Here is a 19,247-nt window from a genome sequence, read left to right on the forward strand (position 1 = left end):
GCGCAATAACTTTAGTTCTGTTCGGCCTCGAAGTCCGCGATAATTTTCTTAATATCGCGCAGCAGGCCCGGGCCATACTTCGGGTGGTGCAGGCCAAAGTCCACGCAGGCAGGAATGTACCCAGCCGGGTTGCCCAGGTCATGGCGCTTGCCGGTGTGGATGACAATGTGGACTGGGTGGCCTTCGCTGATGAGCAACGCGATGGCGTCGGTAAGCTGCAGTTCCCCGCCCTTACCTGGGGTGATGCGGCGAAGCGCATCGAAAATAGCCCGGTCAAGCAGGTAACGGCCGGTGGCAGCCAGGTTCGACGGCGCGTCCTCCAGGTCCGGCTTTTCGACCATGCCGGTAACTTTGCGGACGTCGTCACGGCCAACTTCCTCGACTTCGAAGATTCCGTAATTGGAGACGTGGTCTTCCGGAACCTCGACGGCACACAAGACCGATCCGCCGAACTCCTTGCGGACAGCTGCCATCTGCTCCACGATTCCGCTAGGCATCACGACGTCGTCGGGAAGCATCACTGCGACGACGTCTTCATCATCGTCGAGCACTTCTTCAGCCAACCCGACCGCGTGGCCGAGCCCCAAGGGCTTGTCCTGGATGACCGGCTCCACGTTGATGAGGTGGGAGGAATGGCGCACCTTAGCAAGTTGCTCATCCTTACCGCGCGCCTTAAGGGTTTCTTCCAACTCAGGTTCTGGCTTGAAGTGCTCCAGCACTCCGTCCTTCCCAGGAGAGGTGATAATTGCTAAGCGGGTGGCCCCAAGATCTGCGGCTTCGTCAGCAATCATTTCAATACCCGGCGTATCCACAACCGGGAGCAGCTCCTTAGGAACGGTCTTCGTCGCGGGGAGAAAACGGGTGCCCAGGCCGGCCGCAGGAACCACAACAGTTTTCACCAAATGGGGGTGCTGGTCAATGGGAGTACTCATAAAGTACTACTCTAGCCCGCCCCAAGCGCTAATGTGGCACTACACACGCTCTTAGAACGTTGAAAAGTAGGACACCGCATAGATTATGGATAAAAGCACTCTCCGATCCGAGCTACGTCAACTGCGCGCTACCCCACGCCCGCTTGCCGACGCCACCCTCTCCTCCCATTGCGCAAACTTTATAGCTGAGCTGGGCATGGAACGGCCACGCGTAGCCGCCTACGTCCCCCTCGACGGCGAACCCGGCGGCCAGGCACTGCTTCCCGCCTTGCGCGCCACGGGCGCTGAACTCTACCTTCCCGTGGCCCTACCCGGCGACACCCTGAAATGGGCACTCGACACCGGGTACCTCAAGCCCGGCTACCAAGGCATCTCCGAACCAGACTCGCAGCGGCTGCCTTCTTCTCTTTTAGAAACGTGCGATCTGGTCCTTGTGCCCTCCCTCGGCGTGGGGGCGCAGGGCCACAGGCTAGGACAAGGGGGCGGATTCTATGACCGCACCTGGGCCGCCATCCCCACCCCGCCGCGGGCCGTCGCGGTAGTGTACTCCAACGAATACCCCGTCGACTTCAACGCCGAACCCCACGACATGCAGGTCAGCGGCGTGATTACCGACGAAGGCGTCACCCTCCTGGAACCATAACCGGCCGCCGCCGCGTCTAAAGGTGGTGTGAACACCTCCACCTCACCCTCATTGCCGTCCTTGCGCGCGCTGCTCGGGCAACCCAGCTGGCAGCGGCGCGTATTCATCCACCGCGTTGTCGCAGTAGCGCTGGTTGCGGTAGCGCTTGCCTTGGCGGTTACCCCCGACCGCGACACGGTCGCCGTCTATGTCGCTGCACGAGATATCCCCGCGGGAACGCCGCTTGGCGTTGACGACTTTCGTACGCGCCACCTGCCTTCGGACGCTGTTCCCGCGGCCGCTGCGGAATTCGATCCCGCCACCGCCGATGCTGCAGTCGCCCCCATTTCTGCCGGCGAAGTCATGACGCCCGGGCGCGTTCTCCATCCGTTGAGCGCGGCCGGGCTTGCCGGCGAGGGCGCGACGCTGGTTCCCGTTACAGTCCATTCCCCCGACGTCGCCGCGCTGGTCCGCCACGGCGATACCGTTACGGTCATCGCCGCTGCCCGTGACGGAGGGCCACCCGAAATACTCGCGGAGAGCGCCCGTGTCGCCCTACCTTCCGTGGAGAGCTCTGCACGGTCCGAACGAAGCAGTTCCGCGGCCACAGTTGTGGTTGCTGTCGCCCCAGCTGAAGCCGTGCGGATTGCGGCCGCCGCTACGTCAAATCCACTGACAATTGTGATTAAGCAAACACGTTAGGACGTGCCACTTTCCCGGAGGGTATGTTTTTAGGCGTAGACGAATAAGTTGTACTACATTCCTCGGAGTACTTTTCCCTGTCTTGCAATTACGAAAGGAACACACATCCATGCTTAAGGGTTTCCGCGACTTCATTCTGCGCGGCAATGTCATCGAACTGTCTGTCGCTGTGGTTATTGGTGCAGCGTTCACCGCGATCGTGACATCGTTTACCGACAACATCGTTAACCCGTTGGTCGCCTCCCTGGGTTCCAGCCCGGACGTTTCCGGCCTGGGCTCCCACATTCGCCCAGGTAATGACGCCACCTTCATTGACTTCGGCGCCGTTATTACCGCCGCGATTAACTTCCTGATTATCGCAGCAGTCGTGTACTTCCTGCTCATCATGCCGATGAACAAGCTCAACGAACTGCAGGCAAAGCGCAAGGGCGTTGAGGAAGCCCCCGAAGATGAACCAGCATCGCTTGAGGCAAACCTGCTGTCCGAAATCCTCGAAGAGCTGCGCAAGAACCCTTCCGCGGCTGCACGCCTGCAGAACAAGAACGAAGGCCCAGCTACCAACTAGGAGCTAGGCCTGACGGGGGTTAACCACCGTAGTGCGGGGGCCGCTCTGAGCGGAGGAACTCTTCGGTGGTTTGGGGGTCGTCGGGGGTGGTGTCGTCGTCAAGCACGACTACACGTTCGCCGTCCGCAGAGTTCAGGCCCTGCCAGGGGGTGTCCGCGGTGCGATCATAATCGGCAGCCGGCGAAGTCCTCTGCACGCGCCGCCGGTGACGCCGGGTGCGTGGCGTATCAGCCATTCTTCTCCTTAGTGCAGCGAATAGCGCTGAAGCTCGTCGATTAAGTGGTGGACCAGTGGGGTCAATGTAGCCATACCGTCACGGATGGCGGCGCGCGTTGGCGCCAAGTTCACAACCACCGTCTGCCCGGACACGCCTGCGATACCACGCGACGTTGCGGCCTCCACGGATCCGCAGCCTAGGCCGCTGGAGCGCAATGCCTGGCCAATACCGGGGACAAACTGGTCCAAAATAGAGCGCGTTGCTTCGGGGGTCTTGTCGCGTGGGCCAACACCAGTACCACCGACGGTCACAACCAAGTCAACACCACCGACAACGCCCGTCTCAATAGCTTTGCGGATCTGCGACTTCTTGGACTTCACTTGCACCACGCCGTCGACAAAGAAGTCGGCCTCGTTGAGCAGCTCGGACAGCAACGCGTCGGTGTTCGGGCCGGACGCGAGCGTATGGTCGGCGACGAGGACAACCAGCGCACGGCGGCGGGGCTTGAGCTGTTCCTCACGCTCAGCGGCGAGCAGGGTTTTGGTGTCGGGTTCCAAGTTCTCGGGCAACGAACGTGATCGTTCGAGCTCGTAGTCGTAGGTGCTCATAAGTGGCAGGGCCTTTCTGCAGCATCACAGTAAAAGAGGAATGGAAACGTTTTCTCTAAACTTACTCGGTCGAAAGCGTAACCTCTACCTCCCGGATTTCCTCCGAATCCGGTGCCTTGACCTGCAGTGTCACGGTTTCGCCGAAATCGTGGGAGCGGGTGGCGGCAATAAGCGCATCAGCGGAGTCGATGATGCGGTCGTTCATGCGCACGATTGTGTCACCGCGCTGCAGACCAGCTTCCGCAGCGGGGCTGCCCGGTTCGACGCGTGCAACAACTGCGCCATCGGCTAGGCTTGCTACCGCGCCACCGGCCATAACTTGGACGCCGAGCATCGGCTGGGTGGCTTCACCGTTTTCAATCAGCTGCGTAGCCACGCGCTTGGCAAAGTTAGCTGGAATAGCAAAGCCCAAACCAATCGAACCGCCAGTATCTCCGCCGGACAATGACGCGATCACGGAGTTCATACCGATCAGGTTGCCCTGCATATCGACGAGCGGACCGCCGGAATTACCTGGGTTGATGGCCGCATCGGTCTGGATAGCGTCGATAAGCGAAGATTCCCCACCCCGGTCAGAGGCACGGACCGGGCGATTCAGCGCGGACACAATGCCGGTTGTCACGGTCGAGGACAAGCCCAGCGGCGAACCAATAGCCACGACGGACTGGCCCACGTTGAGTTGATCAGAGTCGCCGAATTGCATCACGGGAAGGTCGGTGACGCCCTCAATTTTGATAACACCGATGTCGGTGGCGGGGTCAGAGGCCACGTACGTCGCGGGAAATGATTGCCCGTTATTCAGCGTCACCTGCATCTGCGCGTTGTCAGAGGCCGCGGATCCGACCACGTGGTGGTTGGTGAGCACGTAGCCGTCGGAACTAATAATTGAGCCCGACCCGCTGGCCACACCATTGTTGGTAGCAACCTGAATCGACACCACCGACGGCAGCACCGCGGCCGCAACCTTCTCCACCGAACCGTCCGGGGCTTCCTGCGAAGCCGCGCCTTCCACGCTGGGATTCTGCAAGGAGCTTGTCGAAGAATCCTGCCCCTGATTCACCGCATACACACCAGTAATGCCGCCAGCTGCAACCGCAGAGACAACCGCTAACGTGATCGCCGTTCCCAGGCCGACTTTCTTGGTTTCCTTCTTGGGCTCAGGTTCCGGTTGTGGTGGCTGCGTGAATGTCTCCGTTCCGGAGTAAGGGGAATGTACGTGCCCCCAGCCGTTGTTCTGTTCGCCGCGTGGTTCATTAAAAGTCATACGTTCCAGTATGGCGAAACTTACTGAACGTTTCCTGTACGCTTGCCAAAATCTCCTGAATAAATTGCTTCAGGACGGGAAACAGAAACGTTATGGCCTGCCGTCAGATGGTGCTGGCGAATCCTCGCCACCCGGACCGGAAATTTTCTTACCGTACGCCTCCTGCGCGTGGCGGAAACGCTTCAACATCTCGGGCAAGCTGGTACGGTCTTCTGCGTTCAGCAGTTCAGGGGAACCGTCCGACTTCCCGGCCAGTTCAGGGCGGCCTTGTGCAGCAAGCACGGCAGACTCATCCATCAAGCCGGGAAGGCGCACGCGCATCAAGGCTCCACCGCCGGGGGCTTCGTCCGCCCACACGGCACCACCATGGCTCACGATCGCACGCCGCACGATCGCCAGCCCCAAGCCCGAGCCGGGGGCCGAACGCTCCGTAACAGCGCGATAGAACCGTTCGAAAACCTTCCCGCGTTCTGACTCCGGGATACCCGGCCCTTGGTCGGCGATGGTCAGCTCTATCGTGTTGGGGTCTACGACGTGGGTGCGAACAGTGACAACCCCGTTCTCCGGCGACCATTTCGTTGCATTGTCGAGCAAGTTCACGATAGCGCGCCCCAACGTGAAACTGCTGCCGATCAGAGCCCACGGTTCGACCTGCACGTCGAATGTGACGTCGGTGCGACGCCGCTGCACGCGCTCCACGGCAACTTCCACGACCTCGGGAAGTTCGAGGACCTCATCGAAGGACTCGGCGTCGTCGGAGCGGGCCAAATCCACTAGGTCGCCGATGAGAGTGGAAAATTCGTCGAGCTGCGCCACGACGTCGCGCTCCAAGTCACGCCGGTCCGAGTTACTAAAGTGCGGGCTTTCCACCTGGCTCGTCACCGCGAGTAGCAACTCCACATTGGTGCGCAGGGAGGTCAGTGGTGTGCGCAGTTCGTGCCCGGCGTCGGCGACGAGTGCTGATTGTCGGACACGGGATTCCTGTAGCGCGCTCATCATGGCATTAAAGCTGCGCGTCAGGCGGGCAACTTCATCGTCGCCGCTGACCGGAATCGGGCGCAGCAAATCGGTGCGCGTCACGTTGTCAATTGCTCGTTGCAGGCGGGAGAAGGGCCGGACCGTCACATTCGACACCACGATGCCCAGGATCACCGCGACGATCACACCCAGCACGGACACGGCTAGGAGCACGAGTCCCAGCGCTGCCAGCGCCGAATGCTGACTGTGCAGAGATTTTGCCATCACGACGGTCGCACCGTCCATGTTGGTGCGGCCTGCGATGCGTTCGGAACCGACGGTGTGCGCGGTGATCTGGTCGTCGTCACGCGGAGTCATGATGTCTGCGCCGGTAGGAATCGGATCACCGACGGACAAGGTCCAGCCGGGAGGTGTGATGGCGATTCTGGTGTCCGGGTTGTACGCCTTAAATCGTTGCACTTCGGCGGGCAGATTTTCCACGAAGTCGGCGTCGTCAGTAAATTCCATCACGGAATCCACCGCCCGGGCCAGATCCTTGTCCTGGGCGGAGTTGAGTGAAAACGCCACGGTCAGGTAGGCGACGAGCGTCACAGCCGTCACCGCGATAGCCACTAATACGCCGGTGATCAGCGAAAGGCGCCAGCGTACTGGGGCGGTGATTTCTTCATCCCCGACCTCATCACTGCGGGATGACAACTTGTAGAGCAAAGACATTGTCTGCTAACCCCTGATGGTTTAGGGTGCGGTCCCCCGCAGTACGTAACCGACACCGCGGACGGTGTGAATGAGACGGCTTTCCCCACCGGCTTCCATCTTGCGACGCAGGTAACCGATGTAAACCTCGAGGGCATTGCCGGAGGTGGGGAAATCGTGGCCCCACACCTCGTGGAGGATCGTCTCGCGCGACAACACCTTCATCGGGTTGGACATGAGCAGCTTGAGCAGCGCAAACTCTGTACGAGTCAGGCTAATCTGGCGATTACCGCGGCGAACGTCGCGGGTCTCCAGATCGAGGGTGAGGTCCTCAAATTCAAGGTTCGTGCTCTGCTCGATGGGGCCTTGCATTTCAAGGTTCGTGCGGCGCAGCAGTGAACGCACGCGGGCGAGCAGCTCCTCAAGCGCGAACGGCTTGGGGAGGTAGTCGTCGGCACCAGCATCCAGGCCGGCGACGCGTTCGGCGACGCCATCACGCGCGGTAAGAATCAGGATCGGACGATCGTAACCGGAGGACCGCAAGATGCGGCAGACTTCAAGACCGTCGACCTTAGACATCATAAGGTCCAGGATGGTTAGGTCCGGTTTTTCGTCGCGAATTGTTGTCAGGGCGTCTTCGCCGTCGACCGCAAGGAGGACGTCGTACCCGTTAAAAGCTAAGGAACGTCGTAGCGATTCACGAACAGCCTGTTCATCGTCCACGACAAGAATCTTCACCAAGGTTTCCCGCCTATCAAATAAGTTTAGGATCCACCACGAATAGTGGTTCTGTTTCTCAGGTTACAAGACCGACAAAAATATAAGTACACCAGAGGGGTGTCCAATGCTTATCGACGCCCCTCCGCGCACCCTCCGCCCCATACGGAAGAACCCGGCTGCACAGACTGCAACCGGGTTAAAGTTTTACTGCACTACAAAGAGTGCGGAAACTTTAGAATTCCTCGACGTCAATGAGACCGAGCTGAGCAGCCTTGACCAGGCGACGAGGGATGCGGACATTCTGCCCATCGATGCGTACTTCCTGCAGGTCGGCATTGTTAGCCTTCCACTGGGAGCGACGCATGCGGGTGTTCGCACGTGACATCTTAAACTTTGGAGTTGCCATGAACTTTCCTCCTTACCTTCCCTTGTGCCTTTAGTTCTGAGTCTTCTTGCGACGACGAGCCATGCCACCGTAGCGCTGCTGGAAGCGCTCGACGCGGCCGGCGGTGTCCATGACGCGCTGTGCGCCGGTCCAGAATGGGTGGGACTCAGCGGTAACGTCAACCACGATCAGTGGGTATTCCTGGCCGTCTTCCCACTCAACGGTGCGGTCCGAGGTGGCGGTGGAACGGGTCAGGAACTTGTGGCCAGTACCGGCATCCTGGAAGACTACCGGGTGGTAGTCAGGATGGATATCCTTCTTCATAAAAACTCAATTCCCTCAGGTTTGATACTTCAGGTCGCTTCCACGCGGTTACACCGCGTGAATCGTGCCTGAGTTGGGTTTCTTGGACAATAACCCGATCGATAGTACAGGACCCAGCCCCTAAAAGCAATACGGCTATAGACCACCTCCCCACACCATGCCCACCTGGCGTTTTTAATGGACAACCAGGCACCTTCTGGCTATGGTAAGGGCGCATTAATTCTTCTAAATGAGGTGAATCACACTGAATATCGTGCAGCATGTGCGATTTTTGATGCCATCTGGCGCCGACTATCCCGCGTTGAAAACGAGCTGGAAACCCGACCTCACAGCGGGACTGACAGTAGGTATCGTGGCACTGCCCTTAGCGCTGGCGTTCGGCGCCAGTTCGGGCGTGGGAGCCGAAGCCGGCCTTATTACCGCTATCGTTGCGGGGTGTATCGCCGCCATTTTTGGCGGCTCCAATGTACAAGTTTCTGGCCCTACGGGCGCGATGGTCGTGGTACTAGCCCCCATAGTGGCAGAACATGGCGCACACGCAATCGCTACCGTGTCCGTCATGGCGGGCACAATCGTGGCTCTTGCCGGAGTGCTTCGGCTCGGTCGCCTCGTCACGTACATTCCCTGGCCCGTCATCGAAGGCTTTTCGGTAGGCATCGGGGTGATCATTTTCGCCCAGCAAATCCCCGGTGCGCTGGGCAACCCAGAAACCCCGGAACACACCAATGCCCTCGTCGCCGCAGCCTCCAGCCTTGCCCATGCGCACTGGCCACAAGCCCTACTGCCCCTCGGCGTAGCCCTGGCAGTGGTAGCAATCATGGTGGTGTTGCAGCGGGTGGCTCCACGGGTTCCCGCTTCTTTCGCAGCGATTGTTGTTATTACTGTGGTCGCTACCGTCTTCGCCGTGCCTTTAGAAACGATTGGCCAGTTACCGCGCACACTGCCAGCCCCGCACGCCCCGGCAATGGACGCGACCTTGCTCGCCGAATTAGCCGGACCCGCCTGCGCCGTAGCTGCGCTGGCGGCAATCGAGTCCTTATTATCAGCGCGGGTCGCCGCCTCCATGGCCCCCACCGGGCCCGTCAACGCGGACCGCGAATTGTGGGGACAAGGGTTAGCCAGCCTGGCTGCCGGCTTTTTCGGAGGCATGCCCGCCACCGGAGCGATAGCCCGCACTGCGGTGAACGTCCGCGCGGGCGCGCAAACCCGATGCGCAGCCATCATTCACGCAGTGTTTTTACTCCTCGTCGTGCTAGTTGCTGCGCCCGTCGTGAGTGTTATTCCACTGGCTGCACTGGCCGGTGTGCTCATGGTGACGGCAGCACGCATGGTGTCCCTTGAAGCGTTGCGTCATGCGTTTTCAATGAGCCGTTCCGACGCCGCTATCTTCCTCTTAACCGCCGTTATTACAGTGTCCGTGGACCTCGTCGTGGCGGTCTTGGTCGGCATAGGCGCGGCGGCGCTGCTTCTGCTACGCAGGCTGAGCCAGGACGCACGCATCGAACGCCGCGCCCTCCCCGGCACCGCACAACCCGGCGATGAAAAGATTGCCCTATTTACCATCCACGGCGCACTATTCTTTGGGGCTGCAGAGCGCATCTCCCTGACAATCGCTGATACTGCGGCTGTCACGGTGGCTATCATCAAGCTTTCCGACGTCAACCTCATCGATTCCACCGGCGCAACGACCCTCGCCGAGCTTATCGACGACCTCCGGACCCAAAACACCACAGTCTTTCTAGTGGGCACCCGGCCCGAACACCGCACATTATTAAGGCAAGCCACGCACGCCACCAAAGCCCTCTCCCCTGACGCCGTCTTCTACGATGCGGCCGAAGCCGTCGCGGAAGCACGAAAAGTTAACGCAAAATTAGGACATCAAGGCAAAAACATGTAAGGTGTTTCCTTGCTGTTGTCGAAATCAATCGTCTACGCCCCGTTTGCTAGGCACTGCACAGCTCCAACCAGCCACATTCACGTACCGGCTAACTGTGAGCGCAGTGAGCATGACGTGGGCGGCTAGGAGAAAGTTAAACCCATGTCGGCATTTTGCCAGGTAACGGGACGCAAGCCATCTTTTGGCAAGCAAGTCTCGCACTCGCACCGCCGCACGTCGCGTCGTTGGAACCCCAACATTCAGCGTCGTCGGTTCTACCTGCCCTCTGAGGGCCGTACCATCACCCTGAACGTATCCACCAAGGGCCTCAAGGTCATCGACCGCGATGGCATCGAGTCCGTGGTTGCAAAGATTCGCGCACGTGGGGAGAAGATCTAAAAGATGGCACGTAACGATATTCGCCCAATCATCAAGCTGAAGTCTACGGCTGGCACTGGTTACACCTACGTCACCCGTAAGAACAAGCGGAACAACCCAGATCGCATCACCTTGAAGAAGTACGATCCGGTCGCCCGCAAGCACGTCGAATTCCGCGAGGAGCGATAATTTATGGCTAAGAAGTCTAAGATCGCCAAGAACGAGCAGCGTAAGGAAATCGTCGCCCGCTACGCGGAGCGTCGTAACGAGCTCAAGGCAATCATCAAGAACCCAAACACCTCTGACGAGGACCGTCTGGATGCGCAGTTCGAGCTGAACCGTCAGCCTCGCGACGCTTCCCCAGTTCGCGTCCGCAACCGTGACTCCCACGATGGTCGTCCACGCGGTTACCTCCGCAAGTTCGGCCTGTCGCGTGTTCGCATGCGCGAGATGGCTCACCGCGGTGAGCTTCCCGGTGTCCGTAAGTCCAGCTGGTAAGAGGGAGTTGAGCTACACAAATGAAGCGTAACAACGCACGTCGCGCTCGCGTTGAGCAGAGCCGTCGCCCCAAGAAGAACCCGCTCAAGGTAGCAGGTATTGAGAAGGTGGACTACAAGGACATCAACACCCTTCGTCAGTTCATCTCTGATCGTCACAAGATTCGTTCGCGCCGCGTCACGGGCCTGACCCCGAAGCAGCAGCGCGAGGTCGCCACCGCCGTGAAGAACGCACGCGAGATGGCACTCCTGCCGTTCACCAGCCGCTAAACACTAGCAACTGGGACGCATTCAACAGCGCACTTTTGCCGCTGAACCCCGTGTGAAACGGTAAAAGAATCTTTAAGGCCGGCCATGTGAACCGCATGGCCGGCTTTTTCATACTCAATGTGCGCACACCTATTACAGCGGACTAATATGGCTGAGAAAGGTTGCGCACGGTTACGGCAACCTCGCTTATTTTTATGTGCCAAGGAGGCGTACATGGCGCGCAACGTCGGCCGTCCTCGCGTGGATAAGACCAATAAGTCTACAAACACTCGCGAACTCATCATGGACGCAGCAACTGAGCTGTTTACCACCCAGGGCTACGCCATGACTTCGACGCACGAGATCGCGGAAGTGGCGGGCGTACGCCAGGCATCGATGTACTACTACTTCCCATCGAAATCAGCCCTCCTGCTGACGTTACTGAAAACCACTATGCAACCGGCACGCGACCTTTCGCGCGCCTTGCGCGAGTCGGACCTTTCCGATGAACAAAAACTGTGGACTCTCGTGGCGTCTGAAGCACGCCAGCTTTTATCTACCCGCTGGAACGTTGGCCAACTGTATTCCATCCCCACCGCGTACACCGAGGAATTCGCCGAATTCCATCAACTACGCAAGCGCATGCGGGAAGAGTTTGAGAATATTTCTGCCCGCATCGTCGGCGAATGGGACCTGCGGCGTACACTCCCCTTCCAGCTTGCGGTGTCTGTAACGGCCATGCGTCCAAACTCTGGGACTGTGCCGCGTGTTCTGCGCCCGGACTCGCTGCCTAAGGAAGCCCGGATCGTGGCCGATGCTGCCCTCGATGTCCTGCATGCCGAGAAGCCTGAGGACCGCGAGCCTGTCACGCTAGCGCTCCTAGCGGAGTTGGAACGCAAGGAAAAGTAAGCACAACGCAAAAACGCCGCCACAGGTTGTGGCGGCGTTCGTGTTACCGAATACTAGTGGAAGAAGTGACGCTCCCCGGTTAAGTACATGGTCACGCCTGCAGCCTTCGCGGCCTCAATGACTTCTTCGTCACGAATAGAGCCACCGGGCTGGACCACGGCTTTGACTCCGGCGTCCGCAAGGACTTGGAAACCGTCCGCGAATGGGAAGAAGGCGTCCGATGCGGCGACTGCGCCGCGGGCGCGTTCGGCTCCGTCGCCAAGCGTGTTGGCGCGCTCAACGGCAAGCTTGGCCGAGTCCACGCGGTTGACCTGGCCCATGCCGGCGCCCACGGTCGCGCCACCGGTTGCGAGCACGATTGCGTTGGACTTGACCGCGCGCACGGCCTTCCACGCGAAGGCGAGGTCGGCGAGGGTGGCGTCGTCGGCAGCTTCTCCGGCGGCCAGGGTCCAATTCGCTGGGTTATCACCGGAAGCGTCGAGTACGTCGCGGTCCTGGACCAGGAGGCCACCGTTAATTGCGCGGGTCTCCTTGCCCACGCGTTCCGGAGCAGGCGCCTCGAGGATGCGCAGGTTTTTCTTCTCCTGCAGCACCTCGAGCGCGCCGTCTTCGTAACCGGGGGCGATGATGACCTCGGTGAAGATTGGGCGGACCTGCTGGGCCATCTCCACGCTGACGGGACGGTTCGCGGCGATGACTCCACCGTAGGCGCTCATCGGATCACATGCATGGGCCGCCAGGTGCGCTGCAGCGATGTCGGAACCCACGGCGATGCCGCACGGATTCGCGTGCTTGATGATCGCCACTGCCGGGTCCTCGTGATCCCAGGCAGCGCGCCACGCGGCGTCGGCGTCCTGGTAGTTGTTGTAGCTCATCTCCTTGCCACCGTGCTGGGTGGCAGACGCCAGCCCCTTGACCGAAGGATCGACGTACAGCGCAGCCTTCTGATGTGGGTTCTCGCCGTAACGCAGCTCGTGAGCAAGTTCGTAGGAATGCCCAACCCACGGCGAGGCGCCTTCGGTGGCGGTGTCCTGCTGGCCCATCCACGTTGCTACAGCAATGTCGTAGGAGGCGGTGTGGCGGAAAGCCTCTGTCGCCAGGTGGACGCGCTGCTCGTGAGTGAAACCACCGGCTGCCACGGCCTCGGCGGCCGCCTGGTAATTTGCTGGGGAAACGACGATTGCCACGGAGGAATGGTTCTTCGCCGCTGCGCGCACCATGGTCGGGCCTCCGATGTCAATCTTTTCGATGCAATCCGCGTAGGACGCACCGGAGGCTACGGTTTCGCTAAATGGGTAAAGGTTCACGACGACGAGTTCGAACGGCTCGACATCGAGTTCCCGGATCTCTTCCACATGCTGCGCGTTCGTCTGGTCGGCGAGGATGCCGCCGTGAATTTTCGGGTGCAGCGTCTTGACGCGACCGTCGAGGCATTCGGGGAATCCGGTAACTTTTTCCACGGGCGTGACGGGCACGCCGGCGTCGGCAATAGTCTGTGCGGTGGAGCCGGTGGAGACGATTTCCACGCCGGCGTCGTGAAGCGCGCGAGCAAACTCCGGCAGGCCAGTCTTATCGAAGACGCTCACCAGCGCCCGCTTAACAGGGATGCGTGCGTTATTGTCCGTCATACGCAAATGTCACCTTTCCTCCAGTGCTGAGGTCCGCGTGACGCAGCACCTCAACGATTAATTCACGTTCTTCTACTTTGATCCGTTCGTGGACTTCAGCTTCTGATTCACCGGCGTGAACAGGAACGGGCCGCTGCGCAATAATCTGGCCGGTATCCACGCCCGCGTCGATGTAGTGGACAGTACTGCCCGTGACTTTGACGCCATACGCCAGCGCATCGCGGACTGCATGGGCACCAGGAAAAGCCGGCAATAGGGCCGGGTGCGTGTTGATTGCGCGCCCAGCGAACGTGCGGACAAACTCTTCCCCAAGGATCCGCATAAAGCCTGCAGAAACGACAACATCAGGGGCACATTCGTGCACCTGATGCGTTAATTCTTTGTTCCATGCGTCCCGGTCGCCCCCGCGTTCCAGCGGCACGACGGTAGCTGGGATTCCTGCGCGCTGCGCGCGTTCTACCGCCGGGCAGGCGGTGTCGGCGAAGACGTGAACCACACGGTAGTGGTCACCTTGGCCGTCGATAATTGCTTGCAAAAGTGTCCCCGTACCTGAAACGAGGACCGCAATGTTCAGTGGTGTATCAGCGTGTTGAAGTGCCACGTCAAGCATCTTAGCCCTGTTGCTGATCCTCACCCCCCTCGTCGGGGGTATCGGCGGGCTCCTCATCATGCTTATCGACGTCCTCGCTGACCTCCACTTCCGCCTCTTCAGTATCCATCGCGGATTCTGGCTCCACGCCGCGACGCTGCTGGAGCGTAATAACCAGTGACAATCCCAGGCCCATGCCGGCCACCCACACGCCGATGACCCCCGCACTGAGCCACACGTCTGGGCCGGTGTACCCGTAGGCACCCATCGTGCCGCCCGCGAGGTGCAGCGCCCACGCTGCGGTCACCGCTGCGCCGGCCCCAGCGATCAGAGCTTCCCACCAGGTCGGCGCCGCCTTGTACGCCGCATATCCGGCAATGGCCGCCGGGATGATGAGCAGCACGACAGCCCACTGCGCCACAGAACCTGGGATCGCGGCGAAAATCGGCAGCGGAGGAAGTGGCACAAGAGCCGCAGAAAAAAGACTGACGTGTGCATTACCGATCATGACGTCACCGCCGGCGAGCAGGGCTGCGCCACCGACCGCCACGTTAGGCAGATACGCGATTGTCACCACGAGAATCCCGATAACCGCTGCCGGTCCCGAAAACTCCGCAAAGATTTCCTGTTGACGTGGCCACGCAACCAGCGCGCACACCAGCCACAGCACACACCCCGCGATGGCCAATCCGCCGACTGCCGCCGCACCGCTGCGCACAGCGTTGACAGCAGCGACAGGGAGGTTCGCGTGCCGTGCGAGTGCCCGCCACAATTTCCCGCGCATACCAATGATGAACGCGCCTCCGTGCACGAGCAGAGTATTCACTAATGCCGGCACCACCGGAGCGGGCGGCTGCGCTACTGCAAGCGCAACGCCTGTAAGGATCAGGGGAAGCGCGAGCATAAACGCTGCCAGCGAACCCAACCCTGCCAAACTAATCCGATCTTTGACCGCAACGTGGACACGCGATTGGACCAGCGCAACCACACCGACCGCGGGAAGCAGGGGCACGAAGCCGAGCGGAATCTCTGCAATAACAATTGGCGCCGCGTTCATGAGCAGCCACAGCTGGGCCGCGACCGAGGCCACATCTCCCAAGCTCTCCGCCGCCAGGAGGAGAATTGCCATCGCGCAGGCAACAGCCACCAGCACGAGAACCGCGTGCACCATCGCCGCGCCCCGCAGGTACGCCTTCCACGACGACGCCGGCCGGCCCTGCCGCGGGGAGGCGGAAGCCGCCGGGGTTTCTGCCGGCACCGCACCATGGACATTCGCTTGTCGACGCCTACTACGCGCCGGCCTCGTATTCTTCGACGTACTCATCACGGACTACTTTGCCACGAAACGCCCGGCGAGCCGGGTTGTGACACGGCAAAAACTGCCGGTCACAGGGCCTTGCGTGAGACTATTGGCTGATGTAACATTCTCAGGGCTGCTCGATATCGTGAGAATTTTTAAGCATCTGCTTGCCTCATCGGGATTCGTTGAGTAGTGTTACAACTCGGAGATAACGAATTGGTTACAATTCGAGAACAAGTTTGTAATGAATGAGGAAGAAGGACGCTGTGGGGAAGCACCGTAAGATTACTTCTGCCCAAACCGCGAAAGGTCGCGTGGCATTTGTAGCGGCAGCTGCTGGAGCAGTTTCCACCGCAGGCATCGGCGGAGCGACCGCAGCGCAAATTACGGAAACTCCTTCTACCGACATCGCACTGGCCACTGACGCTGCAGCGCTGAGCTCCAACGCCGCACCGCAGATTCTGGCAATCTCCGAATTCAAGCCAGCAGTTGGCCTCGAGCAGCAGCTCGCAACCGCAGTGGCAAGCAACAATGAGCGCATGGCTGCCGACGCCGCCGCCCGCGCCCCTAAGGCTGTCAAGCCAGCAGAAGGCACCTTCACCTCCGGCTACGGCGCACGCTGGGGCACCGTCCACAAGGGCATTGACATCGCTAACGCCGAAGGCACCCCAATCCTCTCCGTCCTTGACGGCGTTGTTATCGACGCCGGTCCGGCCTCCGGGTTCGGCCAGTGGGTCCGCGTACAACACGAAGACGGCACCGTCACCGTGTACGGCCACATCTCCACCATCGACGTCACCGTCGGGCAGACCGTTACCGCAGGCCAGAAGATCGCTGGCATGGGTAACCTGGGCTTCTCTACCGGCACGCACCTGCACTTTGAGGTCCACCCTGCCGGTGGGGACGCTATCGATCCCCTGCCGTGGCTGGCAGAACGCGGAATTACCGTCTAATAAATTTCACACAAAGGCTGGGTGCACTGTGCACCCAGCCTTTTTTCTTACCCTAGAGTTTCTCCATCGGCACATTCCCGATAAGCATCAGGCGCACGGTCCCTTTCGAACCAAAATCGATGGTCACTGTGGAATGCTTACCTAGGCCATCGACCGCGACCACGGTGCCCACCCCGTACTTATCGTGGTTGACCTTATCCCCAACCGCTAGGTTCAGTTTCGCGGCCTGCGTACCGCCGGCAGACTTCTGCGGACCACGGCGCGTGCGGGTACGCGAAGCTCCAGTGGACTGTGGATGTTGCCACGAATCAGAGCGCGGGGCAGACGCACCCGACCAGCCGCTCGACCAGGAGTCAGACCATGATGGTTGTGGTTCTTCGCGTTCCCAGTTCACTAAGTGTTCGGGGATATCGGCCAAGAAGCGCGATGCCGGGTTAGTAACCGTGTTGCCCCACGCGGAGCGAGCCATCGCGCGGGTGACGAACAACCGCTGACGTGCACGTGTTAGACCCACGTAGGCGAGGCGACGTTCTTCGGCAAGCTCCGTGGGATCGCCGAGTGCGCGCAGGTGCGGGAACTGTCCGTCCTCCCACCCGATGAGGAACACGACGGGGAATTCCAGACCTTTCGCGGTGTGCAGCGTCATGAGGGTGACCACGCCTTGTTCGCTGTCCGGGATTTGGTCCGCATCGGCAACCAGGGACACGCGCTCCAAGAACGCGTTTAGGCTGCCGGGCTCGGGCTCCCCTTCTGCGGCGGCTGCGGCAACCGCGTCGGATCCGTCCATGCCCGCGTAGGCAAGCTGGTGGGCCGCATCAGTGGTGAACTCGCGGGCAACGGAGACCAACTCATTTAAGTTGTCTAGGCGCGAGCCATCCTGCGGGTCGTTGGATGCCTCGAGCTGGGCACGGTAGCCGGTCACGTCGAGGATGTGGTTAATCAGTTCGCCTAAGTCTGGCAGGCCAGTGTCTTCGTGGACGAGTTCGTCTTGGACAGCACGGATGTCGTCCATCATGGCAACGAAACCGCCGATGGCCTTCTGGCCGCGCGTGCCGAGGAGGTTGACTTCGCCGGCGGCTGCGTCGCGTAGCGCTGCACCGAAGCCGATGCCGTGGTTTTCGGCGTGGAGGTTGACCATAGCAATCGCCCGGTCCCCGATTCCGCGCTTCGGGGTGTTGACGATCCGTCGTAAAGAAACAGTGTCCTCAGGGTTCGCCAAAACTTTGAGGTAAGCCACGAGATCGCGGATCTCCATGCGCTCGTAGAATCGCGTACCGCCGACGACTTTGTACGGGATACCAGAGCGGATGAAAATATCTTCGATCGCGCGCGAGGAATTGTTGGTGCGGTACATGATCGCCATGTCGGAATAGGACATGCCGCCGTCGGCGAGTTCATCGATCTGGGACGCTATGTAGCGAGCCTCATCGTGCTCGTTGTCGGCGACGTAGCCTGTGATCTGCTCCCCTTCGCCGAGGGCCGTCCATAGTTTTTTCGCCCGCCGGTTTTCGTTGCGGGAGATGACCGCGTTAGCCGCGTCCAAAATTGTTTGTGTGGAACGATAGTTCTGCTCCAGGACGATGGTTTGGGCGTTCGGGAAGTCGCGCTCGAATTCCTCAATATTACGGATCGTGGCACCGCGGAAGGCGTAAATAGACTGGTCGGAGTCGCCCACCACGCACAACTCAGAGGCCTCAGGGCCACGGCCAACGAGCGTGGAGGCTAATTCGTACTGGGCGTGGTTGGTGTCCTGGTATTCGTCGATAAGCACATGGCGGAAGCGGCGACGGTAATAGTCCGCGACCTGGGGGTGCTCGCGGAAAATGCGTACCACTTCGCCGATTAAGTCATCGAAGTCCAAGGCGTTGGCCTGGCGCAGGCGCTTCTGATATTCGGCATAGACCTGCGCGACAGTGCTTTCGAAAGGATTGTGCGTCGCTTCGGCTGCAGCCAATGCCTCCTGCGGGGAGGTGAGTTCATTTTTGTGATTCGAAATCGCGTTGGCCAACGTGCGCGCGGTGAACTTTTTCAAGTCCAAGTTGTGGTCTTTGGCGATCATGGACAGCAGACGACGGGCATCGTCGGCGTCGTAGATCGTGAAGTTCGTATTCAAACCCGGGACCAGTGCTGCCTGCTGGCGCAGGATTCGCACACACACCGAGTGGAACGTGGCCACCCACATGCGCTGCGCCACCGGCCCCACGAGGGTTGTCACGCGCTCGCGCATTTCCGCGGCGGCCTTGTTAGTAAAGGTAATCGCCAAAATCTGGCCCGGGTGCACTCCCCTGACCTGCATGAGATAGGCGATGCGCCGGGTGAGCACCGCGGTTTTGCCGGAACCAGCACCGGCGACGATAAGCAACGGGCTGCCGATATGTTCAACAGCTTGGCGTTGCTGGGGGTTCAGGCCTGCGACGAGCGCGGCTCCGGGGTCGTTAGTAAACGGATTTTCTGCGACGTTGTCCATAATGTCCCTAACCTACCAACAGCCCTCGACAAGAGGTGGCAAGATAGAGAACTATGGAAAAGGAAACAACCCCTACCGAGCAGGATAACCAGGAGCTGAGCTTCCCCTCGGGCACCGATGACCCCTTATCCGACGCCGAGATTCAGCAGTACCGTGAAGAAATCAACCGGCTGGATAAAGTGATTATTAACGCTATTAAGCGCCGGTCGAAGGTTTCCCAAACCATTGGACGCACCCGCATGTCCTCGGGCGGGACCCGCCTGGTGCACACCCGCGAGGTTGCCATCATTAACCAATTCCGTGAAGAACTCGGCCCCGAGGGCCCCGGCTTGGCGGCGATCCTTCTGCGCCTGGGCCGTGGCCCGCTTGGTTAGACTCGTAGAAACAACAC

At 60.2% G+C, this 19,247-nt stretch carries 23 protein-coding genes; 11 read left to right on the forward strand and 12 right to left on the reverse strand.

Annotated features, from left to right (window positions below; genetic code table 11):
- Nucleotides 1–11 precede the first annotated feature (11 nt).
- The gene (locus ATK06_RS00100) at nt 12–932 is read right to left on the reverse strand and encodes a UTP--glucose-1-phosphate uridylyltransferase (protein WP_048380320.1); all 921 of its coding nucleotides are present in this window, start codon (nt 930–932) and stop codon (nt 12–14) included.
- 85 nt (nt 933–1,017) lie between these two features.
- Here ATK06_RS00100 and ATK06_RS00105 point away from each other — a divergent pair, with 85 nt between their 5' ends.
- The 3 genes from ATK06_RS00105 to mscL all read left to right on the forward strand — a co-directional run bounded on the left by ATK06_RS00105 (nt 1,018) and on the right by mscL (nt 2,821).
- Nucleotides 1,018–1,575, forward strand: a complete 558-nt coding sequence (locus ATK06_RS00105; protein WP_048380318.1) for a 5-formyltetrahydrofolate cyclo-ligase — start codon at nt 1,018–1,020, stop codon at nt 1,573–1,575.
- Between the two features lie 27 nt (nt 1,576–1,602).
- Complete coding sequence (locus tag ATK06_RS00110; RefSeq protein ID WP_053072769.1) at nt 1,603–2,256, forward strand: SAF domain-containing protein; 654 nt, start codon at nt 1,603–1,605, stop codon at nt 2,254–2,256.
- Between the two features lie 109 nt (nt 2,257–2,365).
- Nucleotides 2,366–2,821, forward strand: coding sequence for a large conductance mechanosensitive channel protein MscL (gene mscL, locus ATK06_RS00115; protein WP_098388615.1), 456 nt, complete (start codon nt 2,366–2,368; stop codon nt 2,819–2,821).
- 19 nt (nt 2,822–2,840) lie between these two features.
- On the opposite strand, the gene ATK06_RS00120 is transcribed toward mscL, so the two are convergent.
- From ATK06_RS00120 to ATK06_RS00150, 7 genes are all read right to left on the reverse strand, one after another.
- Nucleotides 2,841–3,056, reverse strand: coding sequence for a hypothetical protein (locus ATK06_RS00120; RefSeq protein WP_048380315.1), 216 nt, complete (start codon nt 3,054–3,056; stop codon nt 2,841–2,843).
- 8 nt (nt 3,057–3,064) lie between these two features.
- On the reverse strand, nt 3,065–3,646 hold the full coding sequence (locus ATK06_RS00125; RefSeq protein ID WP_048380314.1) for a MogA/MoaB family molybdenum cofactor biosynthesis protein: 582 nt from the start codon (nt 3,644–3,646) through the stop codon (nt 3,065–3,067).
- A gap of 61 nt (nt 3,647–3,707) precedes the next feature.
- Complete coding sequence (locus tag ATK06_RS00130; RefSeq protein ID WP_083986017.1) at nt 3,708–4,910, reverse strand: S1C family serine protease; 1,203 nt, start codon at nt 4,908–4,910, stop codon at nt 3,708–3,710.
- Nucleotides 4,911–5,000: 90 nt separating this feature from the next.
- Nucleotides 5,001–6,602, reverse strand: coding sequence for a HAMP domain-containing sensor histidine kinase (locus tag ATK06_RS00135; RefSeq protein WP_098388617.1), 1,602 nt, complete (start codon nt 6,600–6,602; stop codon nt 5,001–5,003).
- Between the two features lie 21 nt (nt 6,603–6,623).
- Nucleotides 6,624–7,319: a response regulator transcription factor gene (locus ATK06_RS00140; protein ID WP_048380312.1), complete on the reverse strand. Its 696-nt coding sequence runs from the start codon at nt 7,317–7,319 to the stop codon at nt 6,624–6,626.
- A gap of 214 nt (nt 7,320–7,533) precedes the next feature.
- The gene (gene rpmF, locus ATK06_RS00145; protein ID WP_048380310.1) at nt 7,534–7,707 is read right to left on the reverse strand and encodes a 50S ribosomal protein L32; all 174 of its coding nucleotides are present in this window, start codon (nt 7,705–7,707) and stop codon (nt 7,534–7,536) included.
- A 30-nt stretch (nt 7,708–7,737) separates the two neighbouring features.
- Entirely contained in the window at nt 7,738–8,010 is a 273-nt protein-coding gene (locus ATK06_RS00150; protein ID WP_048380308.1) for a type B 50S ribosomal protein L31, read from the reverse strand.
- A gap of 262 nt (nt 8,011–8,272) precedes the next feature.
- On the opposite strand from ATK06_RS00150, the gene ATK06_RS00155 reads away from it, so the two are divergent.
- From ATK06_RS00155 to ATK06_RS00180, 6 genes are all read left to right on the forward strand, one after another.
- A complete protein-coding gene (locus tag ATK06_RS00155) occupies nt 8,273–9,907 on the forward strand; it encodes a SulP family inorganic anion transporter (protein WP_048380617.1) in 1,635 nt (544 codons plus the stop codon).
- 141 nt (nt 9,908–10,048) lie between these two features.
- Nucleotides 10,049–10,285, forward strand: coding sequence for a 50S ribosomal protein L28 (gene rpmB, locus ATK06_RS00160; protein ID WP_098388618.1), 237 nt, complete (start codon nt 10,049–10,051; stop codon nt 10,283–10,285).
- Between the two features lie 3 nt (nt 10,286–10,288).
- On the forward strand, nt 10,289–10,453 hold the full coding sequence (gene rpmG, locus ATK06_RS00165) for a 50S ribosomal protein L33 (protein WP_012359793.1): 165 nt from the start codon (nt 10,289–10,291) through the stop codon (nt 10,451–10,453).
- Between the two features lie 3 nt (nt 10,454–10,456).
- On the forward strand, nt 10,457–10,762 hold the full coding sequence (gene rpsN / locus ATK06_RS00170; protein WP_048380304.1) for a 30S ribosomal protein S14: 306 nt from the start codon (nt 10,457–10,459) through the stop codon (nt 10,760–10,762).
- 20 nt (nt 10,763–10,782) lie between these two features.
- The gene (rpsR, locus tag ATK06_RS00175) at nt 10,783–11,031 is read left to right on the forward strand and encodes a 30S ribosomal protein S18 (protein WP_048380302.1); all 249 of its coding nucleotides are present in this window, start codon (nt 10,783–10,785) and stop codon (nt 11,029–11,031) included.
- A 213-nt stretch (nt 11,032–11,244) separates the two neighbouring features.
- Nucleotides 11,245–11,919 (forward strand): TetR/AcrR family transcriptional regulator, encoded by a 675-nt coding sequence (locus tag ATK06_RS00180; protein ID WP_098388620.1) that lies wholly within the window; start codon nt 11,245–11,247, stop codon nt 11,917–11,919.
- A gap of 53 nt (nt 11,920–11,972) precedes the next feature.
- On the opposite strand, the gene purH is transcribed toward ATK06_RS00180, so the two are convergent.
- The 3 genes from purH to ATK06_RS00195 are packed head-to-tail and all read right to left on the reverse strand — an operon-like array spanning nt 11,973 to nt 15,460.
- A complete protein-coding gene (gene purH, locus ATK06_RS00185) occupies nt 11,973–13,547 on the reverse strand; it encodes a bifunctional phosphoribosylaminoimidazolecarboxamide formyltransferase/IMP cyclohydrolase (protein ID WP_048380300.1) in 1,575 nt (524 codons plus the stop codon).
- Nucleotides 13,534–14,157 (reverse strand): phosphoribosylglycinamide formyltransferase, encoded by a 624-nt coding sequence (gene purN, locus ATK06_RS00190; protein ID WP_048380298.1) that lies wholly within the window; start codon nt 14,155–14,157, stop codon nt 13,534–13,536. The genes purH and purN overlap by 14 nt, the downstream gene beginning before the upstream one ends.
- Nucleotide 14,158: 1 nt before the next feature.
- Nucleotides 14,159–15,460, reverse strand: a complete 1,302-nt coding sequence (locus tag ATK06_RS00195) for a cell division protein PerM (protein WP_143341363.1) — start codon at nt 15,458–15,460, stop codon at nt 14,159–14,161.
- Nucleotides 15,461–15,684: 224 nt separating this feature from the next.
- Between ATK06_RS00195 and ATK06_RS00200 the strand changes: the two genes are divergently transcribed.
- Entirely contained in the window at nt 15,685–16,389 is a 705-nt protein-coding gene (locus ATK06_RS00200) for a M23 family metallopeptidase (RefSeq protein WP_048380294.1), read from the forward strand.
- Nucleotides 16,390–16,441: 52 nt separating this feature from the next.
- Here ATK06_RS00200 and pcrA read toward each other — a convergent pair whose 3' ends face one another.
- Nucleotides 16,442–18,856: a DNA helicase PcrA gene (pcrA, locus tag ATK06_RS00205; RefSeq protein WP_098388622.1), complete on the reverse strand. Its 2,415-nt coding sequence runs from the start codon at nt 18,854–18,856 to the stop codon at nt 16,442–16,444.
- 53 nt (nt 18,857–18,909) lie between these two features.
- Here pcrA and ATK06_RS00210 point away from each other — a divergent pair, with 53 nt between their 5' ends.
- The gene (locus ATK06_RS00210) at nt 18,910–19,230 is read left to right on the forward strand and encodes a chorismate mutase (RefSeq protein WP_048380292.1); all 321 of its coding nucleotides are present in this window, start codon (nt 18,910–18,912) and stop codon (nt 19,228–19,230) included.
- Nucleotides 19,231–19,247 lie beyond the last annotated feature (17 nt).

The organism is Corynebacterium renale (assembly GCF_002563965.1).
Lineage (GTDB): Bacteria > Actinomycetota > Actinomycetes > Mycobacteriales > Mycobacteriaceae > Corynebacterium > Corynebacterium renale.

Bases quoted from the DNA above. Each gene is read 5' to 3' on its own strand.
- ATK06_RS00120 (WP_048380315.1), bottom strand. From the start codon at position 3,056: ATGGCTGATACGCCACGCACCCGGCGTCACCGGCGGCGCGTGCAGAGG.
- rpmG (WP_012359793.1), top strand. From the start codon at position 10,289: ATGGCACGTAACGATATTCGCCCAATCATCAAGCTGAAGTCTACGGCT.
- mscL (WP_098388615.1), top strand. From the start codon at position 2,366: ATGCTTAAGGGTTTCCGCGACTTCATTCTGCGCGGCAATGTCATCGAA.
- rpsR (WP_048380302.1), top strand. From the start codon at position 10,783: ATGAAGCGTAACAACGCACGTCGCGCTCGCGTTGAGCAGAGCCGTCGC.
- purN (WP_048380298.1), bottom strand. From the start codon at position 14,157: ATGCTTGACGTGGCACTTCAACACGCTGATACACCACTGAACATTGCG.
- ATK06_RS00210 (WP_048380292.1), top strand. From the start codon at position 18,910: ATGGAAAAGGAAACAACCCCTACCGAGCAGGATAACCAGGAGCTGAGC.
- purH (WP_048380300.1), bottom strand. From the start codon at position 13,547: ATGACGGACAATAACGCACGCATCCCTGTTAAGCGGGCGCTGGTGAGC.
- ATK06_RS00195 (WP_143341363.1), bottom strand. From the start codon at position 15,460: ATGAGTACGTCGAAGAATACGAGGCCGGCGCGTAGTAGGCGTCGACAA.
- ATK06_RS00105 (WP_048380318.1), top strand. From the start codon at position 1,018: ATGGATAAAAGCACTCTCCGATCCGAGCTACGTCAACTGCGCGCTACC.
- rpmB (WP_098388618.1), top strand. From the start codon at position 10,049: ATGTCGGCATTTTGCCAGGTAACGGGACGCAAGCCATCTTTTGGCAAG.
- ATK06_RS00135 (WP_098388617.1), bottom strand. From the start codon at position 6,602: ATGTCTTTGCTCTACAAGTTGTCATCCCGCAGTGATGAGGTCGGGGAT.
- pcrA (WP_098388622.1), bottom strand. From the start codon at position 18,856: ATGGACAACGTCGCAGAAAATCCGTTTACTAACGACCCCGGAGCCGCG.
- ATK06_RS00180 (WP_098388620.1), top strand. From the start codon at position 11,245: ATGGCGCGCAACGTCGGCCGTCCTCGCGTGGATAAGACCAATAAGTCT.
- rpsN (WP_048380304.1), top strand. From the start codon at position 10,457: ATGGCTAAGAAGTCTAAGATCGCCAAGAACGAGCAGCGTAAGGAAATC.
- rpmF (WP_048380310.1), bottom strand. From the start codon at position 7,707: ATGGCAACTCCAAAGTTTAAGATGTCACGTGCGAACACCCGCATGCGT.
- ATK06_RS00150 (WP_048380308.1), bottom strand. From the start codon at position 8,010: ATGAAGAAGGATATCCATCCTGACTACCACCCGGTAGTCTTCCAGGAT.
- ATK06_RS00125 (WP_048380314.1), bottom strand. From the start codon at position 3,646: ATGAGCACCTACGACTACGAGCTCGAACGATCACGTTCGTTGCCCGAG.
- ATK06_RS00100 (WP_048380320.1), bottom strand. From the start codon at position 932: ATGAGTACTCCCATTGACCAGCACCCCCATTTGGTGAAAACTGTTGTG.
- ATK06_RS00200 (WP_048380294.1), top strand. From the start codon at position 15,685: ATGAGGAAGAAGGACGCTGTGGGGAAGCACCGTAAGATTACTTCTGCC.
- ATK06_RS00130 (WP_083986017.1), bottom strand. From the start codon at position 4,910: ATGACTTTTAATGAACCACGCGGCGAACAGAACAACGGCTGGGGGCAC.